The organism is Serratia sp. HMSC15F11 (assembly GCF_001808215.1).
Taxonomy (GTDB): Bacteria; Pseudomonadota; Gammaproteobacteria; order Enterobacterales; family Enterobacteriaceae; genus Serratia; species Serratia nevei.
This window is the reverse complement of the sequence record NZ_KV792406.1, coordinates 1-12,101: the sequence shown is the minus strand read 5'-3', so window position 1 is coordinate 12,101 and position 12,101 is coordinate 1. Positions and strand designations below refer to the sequence as shown.

At 61.7% G+C, this 12,101-nt stretch carries 13 protein-coding genes and 1 riboswitch; of the genes, 6 read left to right on the top strand and 7 right to left on the bottom strand.

What is annotated here, in order from left to right; genetic code table 11:
- Position 1 precedes the first annotated feature (1 nt).
- The 5 genes from thiS to HMPREF3138_RS06700 all read right to left on the bottom strand — a co-directional run bounded on the left by thiS (position 2) and on the right by HMPREF3138_RS06700 (position 4,309).
- Positions 2-202, bottom strand: a complete 201-nt coding sequence (gene thiS / locus HMPREF3138_RS06720; protein WP_038872928.1) for a sulfur carrier protein ThiS — start codon at positions 200-202, stop codon at positions 2-4.
- Complete coding sequence (locus HMPREF3138_RS06715) at positions 199-948, bottom strand: HesA/MoeB/ThiF family protein (RefSeq protein ID WP_038872931.1); 750 nt, start codon at positions 946-948, stop codon at positions 199-201. The genes thiS and HMPREF3138_RS06715 overlap by 4 nt, the downstream gene beginning before the upstream one ends.
- Positions 941-1,591: a thiamine phosphate synthase gene (thiE, locus tag HMPREF3138_RS06710; protein ID WP_038872934.1), complete on the bottom strand. Its 651-nt coding sequence runs from the start codon at positions 1,589-1,591 to the stop codon at positions 941-943. Before thiE ends, HMPREF3138_RS06715 begins: the two co-directional genes overlap by 8 nt.
- A complete protein-coding gene (gene thiC / locus HMPREF3138_RS06705; protein ID WP_038872937.1) occupies positions 1,584-3,527 on the bottom strand; it encodes a phosphomethylpyrimidine synthase ThiC in 1,944 nt (647 codons plus the stop codon). Before thiC ends, thiE begins: the two co-directional genes overlap by 8 nt.
- Positions 3,528-3,641: 114 nt before the next feature.
- Positions 3,642-3,766: riboswitch (TPP riboswitch) on the bottom strand.
- A 39-nt stretch (positions 3,767-3,805) separates the two neighbouring features.
- Complete coding sequence (locus HMPREF3138_RS06700; protein WP_033655324.1) at positions 3,806-4,309, bottom strand: Rsd/AlgQ family anti-sigma factor; 504 nt, start codon at positions 4,307-4,309, stop codon at positions 3,806-3,808.
- A 101-nt stretch (positions 4,310-4,410) separates the two neighbouring features.
- Here HMPREF3138_RS06700 and nudC point away from each other — a divergent pair, with 101 nt between their 5' ends.
- The 6 genes from nudC (at position 4,411) to HMPREF3138_RS06670 (ending at position 8,786) form a co-directional block, all read left to right on the top strand.
- Positions 4,411-5,178, top strand: a complete 768-nt coding sequence (nudC, locus tag HMPREF3138_RS06695) for an NAD(+) diphosphatase (protein WP_038872949.1) — start codon at positions 4,411-4,413, stop codon at positions 5,176-5,178.
- A 38-nt stretch (positions 5,179-5,216) separates the two neighbouring features.
- Positions 5,217-6,281 carry a uroporphyrinogen decarboxylase gene (gene hemE / locus HMPREF3138_RS06690; RefSeq protein WP_033636735.1) on the top strand — a complete coding sequence of 355 codons (1,065 nt, stop codon included), beginning with the start codon at positions 5,217-5,219 and terminating at the stop codon, positions 6,279-6,281.
- Positions 6,282-6,290: 9 nt separating this feature from the next.
- On the top strand, positions 6,291-6,977 hold the full coding sequence (gene nfi, locus HMPREF3138_RS06685; RefSeq protein WP_038872943.1) for a deoxyribonuclease V: 687 nt from the start codon (positions 6,291-6,293) through the stop codon (positions 6,975-6,977).
- Positions 6,978-7,025: 48 nt separating this feature from the next.
- Positions 7,026-7,616, top strand: coding sequence for a YjaG family protein (locus HMPREF3138_RS06680; RefSeq protein WP_025160203.1), 591 nt, complete (start codon positions 7,026-7,028; stop codon positions 7,614-7,616).
- Positions 7,617-7,805: 189 nt separating this feature from the next.
- Entirely contained in the window at positions 7,806-8,078 is a 273-nt protein-coding gene (gene hupA / locus HMPREF3138_RS06675; RefSeq protein WP_004929874.1) for a nucleoid-associated protein HU-alpha, read from the top strand.
- A gap of 36 nt (positions 8,079-8,114) precedes the next feature.
- Complete coding sequence (locus HMPREF3138_RS06670) at positions 8,115-8,786, top strand: DUF1481 domain-containing protein (RefSeq protein ID WP_080213326.1); 672 nt, start codon at positions 8,115-8,117, stop codon at positions 8,784-8,786.
- Between the two features lie 49 nt (positions 8,787-8,835).
- Here HMPREF3138_RS06670 and purD read toward each other — a convergent pair whose 3' ends face one another.
- Entirely contained in the window at positions 8,836-10,119 is a 1,284-nt protein-coding gene (gene purD, locus HMPREF3138_RS06665; protein ID WP_038872947.1) for a phosphoribosylamine--glycine ligase, read from the bottom strand.
- Between the two features lie 48 nt (positions 10,120-10,167).
- Positions 10,168-11,757, bottom strand: a complete 1,590-nt coding sequence (gene purH, locus HMPREF3138_RS06660; protein ID WP_048232448.1) for a bifunctional phosphoribosylaminoimidazolecarboxamide formyltransferase/IMP cyclohydrolase — start codon at positions 11,755-11,757, stop codon at positions 10,168-10,170.
- Positions 11,758-12,101 lie beyond the last annotated feature (344 nt).

Below are 12,101 nucleotides of genomic sequence, written 5' to 3'. Positions count from 1 at the left end.
GTCAGCCTCCGGCGATCGCTTGAAACAGCAAAATGTCGTCACCGTCCTGCACCTGATGGTCGGCCCAGTCGGCGCGCGGGATGATGGTTTGATTGATAGCCAGCGCGGTGCCCGGCTGGTGGCGTTCCAGCTGGGTCAGCAGGGCGGCGACGCTGAGCGGCTGCGCCAGCTCCAGCAGTTGGTCGTTCAGACGGATTTTCATGCCGCGCCTCCGCATACCGGGCAGGCGCGGGCCTGGCTCAGTTGCAGTGTGCTCCAGCTCTGCTGCTTGCCGTCGAACAGCCGCAGTTTACCGCTGAGGGAGCAAGGCATGCCGGACAGCATCTTGATGGCCTCCAGCGCTTGCAGGGTGCCGATCACGCCGACCACCGGGCCGAGTACCCCGGCGGTGCGGCAGTTGCGCTGCGGTTCTTCCTGCTCCGGGTACAGGCAGGCGTAGCAGCCGTGCGCATAGGGCGGCTCGAGCACCAGCAACTGGCCGCTGAAACCGACCGCGCTGCCGCTGATCAGCGGCTTGGCGGCGGCGATGCAGGCGGCATTGACCTCATGACGGGTCGCCATATTGTCGCAGCAGTCCAGCACCAGATCGGCGCGGGCGACCGCGTCGCGCAGCGCTTGCCCCTCCAGCCGCTGCGCCAGCGGGATGGATTCCACCAACGGATTCAGCGCCTGCAGATGGCGTTGCGCCAGCGCCGCCTTGCCGGTGGCGGTATCGGCGCTGCGGTAGAGGATTTGCCGCTGCAGGTTGGTGACGTGCAGCTGGTCGTCGTCGGCCAACAGCAGCGTGCCGACGCCGGCGGCGGCCAGATACAGCGAAGCCGGGGAACCGAGCCCGCCCAAACCGACGATCAGCACCGTGGCGCGCTTGAGCCTCTCCTGGCCTTCCGGGCCGACGTCCTCCAGCAGCAGCTGGCGGCTGTAGCGCAGGAATTCCTGATCGTTAAGCATCGTTTGGGCCCTCGCCTTCGATCAGCCGCAGCAGCTCGGCCGTCGCCGCACGCCAGTCCGGCGCCTGGGTGATGGCGCTGACCACCGCCACGCTGCCGACGCCGCACGCCAGCACCGCCGGTACGCGATCGATGCTGATCCCGCCGATCGCCACCGTCGGGTAATCCGCCAGGCCGGCGATGTGGCGTTTCAACTCCGTCAGCCCCTGCGGCGCCGAAGGCATGTCTTTGGTTTGGGTGGGGAAGATGTGCCCCAGCGCGATGTAGGAGGGTTTCACCGCCAGCGCGCGCGCCAGCTCCGCGTCGTCATGGGTGGACACGCCGAGCCGCAGCCCGGCGCGGTGAATGGCCGCCAGATCGGTGGTATCGAGATCTTCCTGGCCCAGATGCACGCCGTAGGCGCCGTGCTTGATCGCCAGCCGCCAGTAGTCGTTGATGAACAGTCGCGCTTGATAACGCCGGCCCAGCGCGATGGCGGCAGCGATGTCCTCTTCGACCTGCTCATCCGGCAGATCCTTGATGCGCAGCTGGATCGTGGTGACGCCGGCCTCCAGCAGACGAGCGATCCATTCCACGCTGTCGACGACCGGGTAAAGCCCCAGTTTGTGGGGCGTAGCCGGGAAGGGGGTCGTGATATCAGTCATTGCTTGTCTCCTCTTGCAGGGTGCCGGCGCTGTGATACAGCTCGCTGCCGCGGGCGCGGAACTCGGCGGACATTTTCTCCATGCCGGTCAGCTGCACTTCGATCGGCTTGGTGGCCTCCTGGGCGGCGGCGTAGTCGCGCACCTCCTGCGAAATCTTCATCGAGCAGAATTTCGGCCCGCACATCGAGCAGAAGTGGGCGACCTTGCCGGATTCCTGCGGCAGGGTTTCGTCGTGATAGGCGCGCGCGGTGGCCGGATCGAGCGCCAGATTGAACTGATCTTCCCAGCGGAATTCGAAACGCGCCTTGGACATGGCGTTATCACGGATCTGCGCGCCCGGATGGCCTTTGGCCAGATCGGCGGCGTGAGCGGCGATCTTGTAGGTGATCAGGCCCTGCTTGACGTCTTCTTTGTTCGGCAGGCCGAGGTGCTCTTTCGGCGTGACGTAACACAGCATGGCGCAGCCGAACCAGCCGATCATTGCCGCGCCGATACCGGAGGTGAAATGGTCATAGCCCGGGGCGATATCGGTGGTCAGCGGGCCGAGGGTGTAGAACGGCGCTTCGTGGCAGTGTTCCAGCTCTTCAGTCATGTTGCGGCGGATCATCTGCATCGGCACGTGGCCCGGGCCTTCGATCATCACCTGCACGTCGTATTCCCAGGCGATTTTGGTCAGCTCGCCCAGCGTATGCAGCTCGGCGAACTGGGCTTCGTCGTTGGCGTCCTGAATCGATCCGGGGCGCAGGCCGTCGCCGAGCGACAGCGAAACGTCGTAGGCGGCGCAGATCTCGCAGATTTCACGGAAATGCTGATAGAGGAAGTTTTCCTGATGGTGCGACAGACACCATTTGGCCATGATCGAGCCACCGCGCGACACGATGCCGGTCAGGCGTTTGGCGGTCATCGGCACGTAGCGCAGCAGCACGCCGGCGTGGATGGTGAAGTAGTCGACCCCTTGCTCCGCCTGTTCCAGCAGCGTATCGCGGAACATCGCCCAGGTGAGGTTTTCCGCCACGCCGTTGACCTTCTCCAGCGCCTGGTAGATCGGCACGGTGCCGATGGGCACCGGGCTGTTGCGCAGGATCCACTCGCGGGTTTCGTGAATATAGCGGCCGGTAGAGAGATCCATCACGGTGTCCGCGCCCCAGCGGGTGGACCACACCAGCTTCTCCACCTCTTCTTCGATCGACGACGTGACCGCCGAGTTGCCGATATTGGCGTTCACCTTCACCAGGAAATTGCGGCCGATGATCATCGGCTCCGCCTCCGGATGGTTGATGTTGGCGGGAATGATGGCGCGGCCGGCGGCCACTTCCTGACGCACGAACTCCGGCGTGATGTTGTCCGGCAGGTTGGCGCCCCAGCTTTGGCCCGGATGCTGGTGGCGCAGCACCTCGCCGCGAATGCGCTCGCGCCCCATGTTTTCACGGATGGCGATGAACTCCATCTCTGGGGTGACGATACCGGCGCGGGCATAGTGCAGCTGGGTCACACACTTGCCCGGCAGCGCCCTGCGCGGCAGCGGCAGATGTTCGAAGCGCAGGTGATCCAGCCCCTCGTCCGCCAGCCGCTGTTGGGTAAAGCCGGAACTGGCGCCGCTTAGGGTGGCGGTATCGCCGCGCGCGTCGATCCAGCCGGCACGCAGCTTGGCCAGGCCGGCGTGCACGTCGAGCTCGGCCAGCGGATCGCCGTAGGGGCCGGCGGTGTCATACACCGGGATCGCCTCGTTGGGTTCATACTGTGGGGTGTCTTTGCTGCCGCCGACCAGGGTCGGGCTGAGCTGAATTTCGCGCATAGGCACCTGGATATCGCTGCGCGAGCCCTGGAGATAGATGCGGCGTGAGTTCGGGAAAGCCATGCCTTGCAGGGTGTCGATAAACTGCTGGGCGGCTTCGCGCTGCGCTTTACGGGCGCGCGGTGGATTAACGTTAGACATAGCAAGTTCCTACCAGTGTGTTGGGTTGGGAAAGTTGCTTGTCTGGAGCTCGGAGGGAGTAATGATGGTGGCCGATAAGGCAGGGCGCCCGCAAGGGGAAGGCCGTGCCTGTGGCGATAGATTACTCTTGTTCCCTTCGCGGGTATTAACCCGATCAGGTTCCGCGGATCCCGAATTAACGGTCTCAGCCTGGCTGATTCGATGAACAAATCAGGCGCTAGGCACTCCGACAAGATGCCCCCCAGTATAGGAGGGATAAGAAAAAAAACTATAAAATTTTAACGCGCGGGATCCAGCGCCTGGTCCGGCAGCGGTTGCTGCGCGGCCTCCGCTTCCAGCAGGATCAGCTTATCTTCCAGCGCAAAGCGTGCCGCCAGCGTTTCGCCGATATCCGACAAGGCCTGGTGGAATTCCAGACAAATCTCCTGATCGATATCCACTTCGGTATAGCGATCGTGGAACGCCATGATCTGTTCGGTATTGGCCCACAGCTTGGGGTAGATGTTCACCGCCAGCGACATTTTCGGACTGGCCGCGCCTTCCACTTGTTTGATAATTCTGTCATAGATATGAAAATGCCCTGCGGAGAGGTAATCCACCAGGTTGTGGCAAAAGTTCTCCAGCGCTTTTTCATTCAGCGGCGTATGCTTTTCTTTATTCGGTTTGAGGCCTACCAGCGTGCAGTAGGCGACCAGCAACTGTTTGCGGGCCTGAAGCCATTGATCAACTAATTCATTACTACCGCCAACGCGCTGAGTCAGCCTTTCCAAACGGTTGAGCATGTTTGACTCCGTGTAAGTAATAAAAGTAACCGGTAAGTTATTAAAATGTAACAAAGCCGATTTGTAGAGTGCCAGTGAAGCTGAGGTTGTGCAACAACGATATGGAACTTGCATTAACGGGCAATGAAAACGGCTGGTGGATCGTCAGCCATGAAAGCAAACTTTGGTTACCAAACGGTGAATTGCCGTCGGGGAAGGCCGCCGCCCTCGGGCTGCAGGGCCACATGGCGCGCACCATCGGTGAATGGGAGGGCGCGCCGGTTTGGCTGGTGCGCCAGGCGATGCCGCGGGAGATGGGATCGGTGCGTCAGTTGTTGGATCAGGATCGCGGTCTGTTCCAGCTTGCCGGGCGCGGCGTGCAGCTGGCGGATTTCTACCGCTCTCATCGCTACTGCGGCTATTGCGGCCATGAAATGCACCTCAGCCGCACCGAAAGCGCCTGTCTGTGCGGCCACTGCAAAGAGCGGTACTACCCGCAGATTGCACCCTGCGTGATCGTCGCCATTCGGCGCGACGATCAGATCCTGCTGGCGCAACACGTGCGCCATCGCGGCGGCATTCACACTGTGTTGGCCGGCTTCGTCGAAGTGGGCGAAACGCTGGAGCAGGCGGTGGTGCGCGAAGTGATGGAAGAGAGCAATATTGAAATCAAGAACCTGCGCTACGTCACTTCACAACCCTGGCCGTTCCCGCACTCGCTGATGATGGCCTTTATGGCCGATTACCATCAGGGTGACATTCGCCACGATCCCAAGGAGCTGCTCAACGCCGGCTGGTATCGCTACGACCAGCTGCCGCTGTTGCCGCCGCCCGGCACCGTGGCGCGCCGGTTGATTGAGGACACCGTGGCGCTGTGCCGGGCAGAATAATGTACAATGGCCGGCAGATTATTAAGGGAGCCCCAGAAATGACTGAGTTGAAGAACGATCGCTACCTGCGTGCGCTGTTGCGCCAGCCGGTGGATGTGACCCCCGTATGGATGATGCGTCAGGCCGGTCGTTATTTACCGGAGTACAAGGCGACCCGCGCCCAGGCCGGTGATTTCATGTCGCTGTGCAAGAACGCGGAGCTGGCCTGCGAGGTCACGCTGCAGCCGCTGCGCCGCTATGCGCTGGACGCCGCCATCCTGTTCTCCGACATTCTCACCATTCCCGACGCCATGGGGCTCGGCCTGTACTTTGAAGCCGGCGAAGGCCCGCGTTTCAGCTCCCCCGTCACCTGCCGCGCCGACGTCGACAAGCTGCCGGTGTTCGATCCGGAAGTGGAGCTGGGTTATGTGATGAACGCGGTGCGCACTATTCGCCGCGAGCTGAAGGGCGAAGTGCCGCTGATCGGCTTCTCCGGCAGCCCGTGGACGCTGGCGACTTATATGGTCGAAGGCGGCAGCAGCAAGGCCTTCACCAAGCTGAAGAAGATGATGTATGCCGAACCGGCCACGCTGCACCTGTTGCTGGACAAGCTGGCGGACAGCGTGATCCTGTACCTCAACGCCCAGATCAAAGCCGGCGCGCAGTCGGTGATGGTGTTCGACACCTGGGGCGGCGTGCTGACCGGGCGGGATTATCGCGAGTTCTCTTTGCACTACATGCACAAGATTGTCGATGGGCTGCTGCGTGAAAACGACGGCCGCCGCGTGCCGGTGACGCTGTTCACCAAAGGCGGCGGGCAGTGGCTGGAGGCGATGGCTGCCACCGGCTGTGATGCGCTGGGGCTGGATTGGACCACCGACATCGCCGACGCGCGTCGGCGCGTGGGCGACAAAGTGGCGCTGCAGGGCAATATGGATCCGTCGATGCTGTATGCCTCCCCGGCGCGCATCGCAGAAGAGGTGGAGACCATTCTGGCCGGTTTCGGCCACGGCAACGGCCATGTGTTCAACCTGGGCCACGGCATCCATCAGGATGTGCCGCCGGAGCACGCCGGCGCCTTTGTCGAGGCGGTACACGCGCACTCGGCGAAATACCACCGTTAAGGATACGATGTGACCGATATGGCGGCCCTGCGCGCCGAACAGCTGCGGCGTGCGGCTGAAGTTATTCGCTACGACGATCTGCCGGCCGAGCCGCCGGCCTTCATCGCCGGCGCCGATGTCGGCTTCGAGCAAGAGGGCGCAGTGACGCGCGCCGCCATCGCCATTCTGCGCTATCCGTCGCTGGAGCTGGTGGAGTATCAGGTGGCGCGCATCGCCACCGTCATGCCCTACATCCCGGGCTTCCTGTCGTTTCGCGAATACCCGGCGCTGTTGGCCGCCTGGGGGCAGCTGCAGCAGAAGCCGGGGCTGATCTTCGTCGATGGGCACGGTATTTCGCATCCGCGGCGTCTCGGCGTCGCCAGCCATTTCGGCCTGCTGGTCGATGTGCCGACTATCGGCGTGGCCAAGAAGCGCCTGTGCGGCAAGTTTGCGCCGCTGGACGCCGCCGTCGGCGCGCTGGCGCCGTTGGAGGATAAGGGTGAACAGCTGGGCTGGGTGTGGCGCAGCAAGGCGCGTTGCAACCCGCTGTTCATCTCTACCGGTCACCGCGTGGGCGCCGACAGCGCGCTGGCGTGGGTGCAACGCTGTATGGCAGGCTACCGTTTACCGGAGCCGACCCGCTGGGCCGACGCCATCGCATCGCGTCGTCCGGCGTTTCAGCGGTGGTTGCAGCAGCATCCGGAGGTGTCGCCATGAGCGATTTCGGGTACACTGCGCCGCAGATAACGCGTAAGAGAGTAAAGCATGCTACGTAACCCGATTCATTTACGCCTGGAACGGCTCGAGGCCTGGCAACATTTGACCTTTATGGCCAGTTTGTGCGAGCGTATGTACCCGAATTACCAGATGTTCTGCAAACAGACCGAGTTCGGCGATCCGGCGGTTTATCGCCGCATTCTGGATTTGGTGTGGGAAACGCTGGTAGTGAAGGATGCCAAGGTCAACTTCGACAGCCAGCTCGAGAAGTTGGAAGAGGCGATTCCGTCGGCGGAAGATTACGATCTTTACGGCGTTTACCCGGCAATTGATGCCTGTATCGCATTAGGGGAACTGATCCATTCGCGGCTCGGCGGGGAGACGCTGGAGCACGCCATCGCCATCAGCGAAACATCGATTCGCACCGTGGCGATGTTGGAAATGACCCAAGCCGGTAAGGAAATGACCGACGAAGAGTTGGAAAGTTTGCCTGCGGTAGAGGAAGAATGGGACATTCAATGGGAAATTTTCCGCCTGTTGGACGCCTGTGAAGAGCGCGATATAGACCTGATCAAGGGGCTGCGATCCGACCTGCGAGAGGCGGGTGTCAGCAACATCGGGATAAATTTAGCGCAATAAGGCAACAAAACGTGATTTAACGCCTGATTTGTCATGCCTTAAGGCTTCACATCCGCACCCTGTCTGGTCTACATTTGGGGGGCGTAAAAAAAGTGGCTATCGGTGCGTGTATGCAGGAGAGTGCTGTCAATCGGCATATCCGTCGCACTCGATGCTTTGCAAACGATAAACACACTGTAAGGATAACTTATGAACAAGACTCAACTGATTGATGTAATCGCGGACAAGGCTGACCTTTCCAAAGCACAAGCTAAACTGGCTCTGGAATCCACCCTGGCTGCTATTACTGAGTCTCTGAAAGAAGGTGATGCAGTACAATTGGTTGGCTTCGGTACTTTCAAAGTAAACCATCGTAGCGAGCGCACTGGCCGCAACCCGCAGACTGGCAAAGAAATCAAAATCGCAGCAGCCAACGTGCCTGCGTTCGTTTCTGGCAAAGCACTGAAAGACGCTGTTAAATAAGACCGCGCCTCGGTGAAAAGATTAAACAGAGGGGCGATGGCGCCCCTTTTGTTTACTCGTCGGGCGCTCATGGCCGTTGGCATCGCCGTCGGCCTGAGCGCCTGCAGTTCCCATTCCGACATTCCCAGCTTTACCGCCAGCGGCTTCGTGGCCGATCAGGGCGTGATACGCCTGTGGCGTAAAGACGATGAGCAACAGCGCCCGCAGGTGCTGGTCAGCGTCTACAGCCCTTACCGCGGTCCGGGTACCATCACCACGCTGTACACCTATCAGGGCGATGTGCTGCGCCAAATCAAACGCAACGACGCCGACGGCGATCGAGACTCTATTCAACTGCGCTTTGCCGACGACGGCACGGTGAGCTTTATGCAGCGCCAGCTGGCGACACGCCGCGAACCGCTGACCCGCGATGAAATCGCCCTGTATCAATATCAGGCGCGGCGGATCCTCGAAGTGAGCAATGCGCTGCGCGCCGGCAAGGTAAAATTGCTGCAGGGGCATTGGATGCAGGGCGAGGTGCAAACCTGCGACGGCCAACGCATCAAGCCGGGGCTGGATGCCGCCTCCATCGTCTGGATCGAGAAGCGTGCCCGCAGCAGCAGCCGGCCGGTGAGCGTCGCCTGGCTGGAAGCGCCCGAAGGCAGTGAACTGCTGCTGGTGGCGAACGATGACTTCTGCAGCTGGGAACCGAAAGAAGACCAGCTATAAAAAAGGCCCCGCGCTGCGGAGCCTCTCGTCATGACTTTATACGGTCAAATCACTTGCCGCGCGCAATCGCGCGATAACCGATGTCTTTGCGGCAGAAGCTGCCCGGCCACTGAATGCCTTCGGCCAGCTGGTAGGCGCGTTGCTGCGCCTGCGCCACGGTGTCGCCCAGCGCGGTTACGCACAGCACGCGGCCGCCGCTGGTGACGACGTCATTGCCCTGCAGGCGTGTGCCGGCATGGAAGACCTTACCGTCGGCGCTTTCCTGCTGCGGCAATCCCTGGATAACTTCGCCGTTGCGATAGTCGCCCGGATAACCGCCGGCCGCCAGCACCACGCCGAGCGCAGGGCGTTCGTCCCAGTCGGAGCTTTTCTCGTTCAGGCGGCCTTCCGCGCCCGCCAGGCACAGTTCCACCAGATCGGAACGCAGGCGCAGCATGATGGGCTGGGTTTCGGGATCGCCAAAACGACAGTTGAACTCGATCACCTTCGGCTGGCCATCGGCGGCGATCATCAGGCCGGCGTACAGGAAGCCGACGTAGGTGTTGCCTTCCGCCGCCATGCCGCGCACCGTCGGCCAGATCACCTGGTCCATGGCGCGCCGGTGGATTTCGTCGGTCACGACCGGCGCCGGGGAGTAGGCCCCCATGCCGCCGGTGTTCGGGCCGGTATCGCCGTCGCCGACGCGTTTGTGGTCCTGGCTGGTCGCCATCGGCACCACGTTCTCGCCGTCGACCATCACGATGAAGCTCGCTTCTTCGCCGTCGAGGAACTCTTCCACCACGATGCGATGACCGGCGTCGCCGAAGGCGTTGCCGGCCAGCATGTCACGCACGGCTTCTTCCGCTTCCTGCAACGTCATCGCGACGATCACGCCTTTACCGGCCGCCAGGCCATCGGCTTTGATGACGATCGGTGCGCCTTTGCGGCGCACATAGGCCAGCGCCGGCTCTACCTCGGTGAAGTTTTCATATTCGGCGGTCGGGATGCGGTGGCGCGCCAGGAAATCCTTGGTGAAGGCTTTGGAGCCTTCGAGCTGCGCGGCGGCCTGTGACGGCCCGAAGATTTTCAGGCCGGCGGCCTGAAAGGCGTCGACCACGCCGATCACCAGCGGCGCTTCCGGCCCGACGATGGTCAGACCGATGTCATGGCTCTGGGCGAAAGCGACCAGGGCAGGGATGTCGGTGGCGGCGATCGCCACGTTTTCCAGATTGGCCTCCAACGCGGTGCCGGCATTGCCCGGCGCAACGTAAACTTTATCCGCCAGCGGAGACTGGGCGGCTTTCCAGGCCAGCGCGTGCTCGCGCCCGCCGTTGCCGATAATCAAAATGTTCATCAGGGGCTCCACGAATGGCGTGCGCCGGAGCGCACGCGGCAAAAGGAATTAATGGCGGAAGTGACGCATGTCGGTAAAGATCATGGCGATGCCGTGTTCGTTGGCGGCGGCGATCACTTCGTCGTCGCGGATAGAGCCGCCCGGCTGGATCACGCAGGTAATGCCGACCGCCGCCGCGGCATCGATGCCGTCGCGGAACGGGAAGAAGGCATCGGAGGCCATGGCAGACCCTTTCACTTCCAGCCCTTCATCGCCCGCTTTGATGCCGGCGATCTTGGCGGAGTAAACGCGGCTCATCTGGCCGGCACCTATGCCGATGGTCATGTTGTCACGTGCATAAACGATGGCGTTGGATTTTACGAACTTGGCCACTTTCCAGCAGAACAGCGCGTCGCGCAGTTCCTGTTCGGTCGGCTGGCGCTCGGATACCACACGCAGATCGGCGGCGGTTACCATGCCCAGATCGCGATCCTGCACCAGCAGGCCGCCGTTGACGCGCTTGAAGTCCAGCCCCGCCACGCGTTGCTGCCACTGGCCGCAGGCCAGCACGCGCACGTTCTGCTTGGCTGCCAGCAGGGAGCGCGCTTCCTGGGTGACATTTGGCGCGATGATCACTTCCACGAACTGGCGGCTGATGATCGCCTGCGCGGTGGCGGCATCCAGCTCGCGGTTAAAGGCGATGATGCCGCCAAAGGCGGAGGTCGGGTCGGTTTGGTAAGCGCGCTCGTAGGCGGCCAGGATGTCGTCGCCGATCGCCACGCCGCAAGGGTTGGCGTGTTTGACGATCACGCAGGCCGGCTCGGCGAACTCTTTCACGCATTCCAGCGCGGCGTCGGTATCGGCGATGTTGTTATAAGACAGCGCCTTGCCCTGCAGCTGCTCGGCGGTCGCGACGGACGCTTCCTTTACCTCTTCTTCTATATAGAAGGCGGCCTGCTGGTGGCTGTTCTCACCGTAGCGCATATCCTGCTTCTTGATGTAGTTGAGGTTCAGGGTACGCGGGAAGCGGCCGGACGGCTGTTCGGTCTCGCCGTGGTACGCCGGCACCAGCGCGCCGAAGTAGTTGGCGATCATGCTGTCGTAGGCGGCGGTGTGCTCGAAGGCCTTGATGGCGAGATCGAAGCGGGTGGCATAGCGCAGCGAGCCGTCGTTGTTGTCCATCTCGGTAATGATGGCGGCGTAGTCGCTGCTCTTCACCACGATGGCGACGTCTTTATGGTTCTTGGCGGCGGAGCGCACCATGGTCGGGCCGCCGATATCGATATTCTCGACCGCGTCTTCCAGCGAGCAATCCGGGCGCGCCACGGTTTGGGCGAACGGATACAGATTGACGACCACCATGTCGATAGGCTTGATGTCATGCTGGTTCATGACGGCGTCGTCCTGGCCGCGGCGGCCGAGGATACCGCCGTGAACTTTCGGGTGCAGGGTCTTAACTCGTCCGTCCATCATTTCCGGGAAGCCGGTGTAGTCGGATACTTCGGTAACGGGCAGACCGGCGTCTGCCAGCAGGCGGGCGGTGCCGCCGGTGGAGAGCAGTTCAACGCCGCGCTGGGAAAGCGCTTCGGCGAATTCAACGATACCGGCTTTGTCAGACACGCTGAGCAGGGCCCGGCGGATTGGACGAGGTTGTTGCATGGTTTTATCCCTTGGCTTTGAGTCGCAATTAAAGAGCGTTACGTGAATGTCCACCTCGTTCTCTCTATAAGGAAGGTTTTTTTGCCTTATAACGGAGGAGCAGGCACATATTCAGGTAACGCCCCCATAAAAAGGGGGATCGTTTCGTCGCGGGGAATTGTAGCGAAAACGTTTGCGTGGCGCTCGTAAATTTTCCGTACAAATCGCATCTGTGGATAACACTGTGTGCAAGTGGGTATAAGGCGGGGTTTTGCTGTGGAATGCAGCGAACGATCGTTTTTGCTGAAAATACCTGTTGCGGCCTGCGAGGAACTCCCTATAATGCGCCTCCATCGACACGGCGC

Bases quoted from the DNA above. Each gene is read 5' to 3' on its own strand.
- thiS (WP_038872928.1), bottom strand. From the start codon at position 202: ATGAAAATCCGTCTGAACGACCAACTGCTGGAGCTGGCGCAGCCGCTC.
- HMPREF3138_RS06715 (WP_038872931.1), bottom strand. From the start codon at position 948: ATGCTTAACGATCAGGAATTCCTGCGCTACAGCCGCCAGCTGCTGCTG.
- thiE (WP_038872934.1), bottom strand. From the start codon at position 1,591: ATGACTGATATCACGACCCCCTTCCCGGCTACGCCCCACAAACTGGGG.
- thiC (WP_038872937.1), bottom strand. From the start codon at position 3,527: ATGTCTAACGTTAATCCACCGCGCGCCCGTAAAGCGCAGCGCGAAGCC.
- HMPREF3138_RS06700 (WP_033655324.1), bottom strand. From the start codon at position 4,309: ATGCTCAACCGTTTGGAAAGGCTGACTCAGCGCGTTGGCGGTAGTAAT.
- nudC (WP_038872949.1), top strand. From the start codon at position 4,411: ATGGAACTTGCATTAACGGGCAATGAAAACGGCTGGTGGATCGTCAGC.
- hemE (WP_033636735.1), top strand. From the start codon at position 5,217: ATGACTGAGTTGAAGAACGATCGCTACCTGCGTGCGCTGTTGCGCCAG.
- HMPREF3138_RS06680 (WP_025160203.1), top strand. From the start codon at position 7,026: ATGCTACGTAACCCGATTCATTTACGCCTGGAACGGCTCGAGGCCTGG.
- hupA (WP_004929874.1), top strand. From the start codon at position 7,806: ATGAACAAGACTCAACTGATTGATGTAATCGCGGACAAGGCTGACCTT.
- HMPREF3138_RS06670 (WP_080213326.1), top strand. From the start codon at position 8,115: ATGGCGCCCCTTTTGTTTACTCGTCGGGCGCTCATGGCCGTTGGCATC.
- purD (WP_038872947.1), bottom strand. From the start codon at position 10,119: ATGAACATTTTGATTATCGGCAACGGCGGGCGCGAGCACGCGCTGGCC.
- purH (WP_048232448.1), bottom strand. From the start codon at position 11,757: ATGCAACAACCTCGTCCAATCCGCCGGGCCCTGCTCAGCGTGTCTGAC.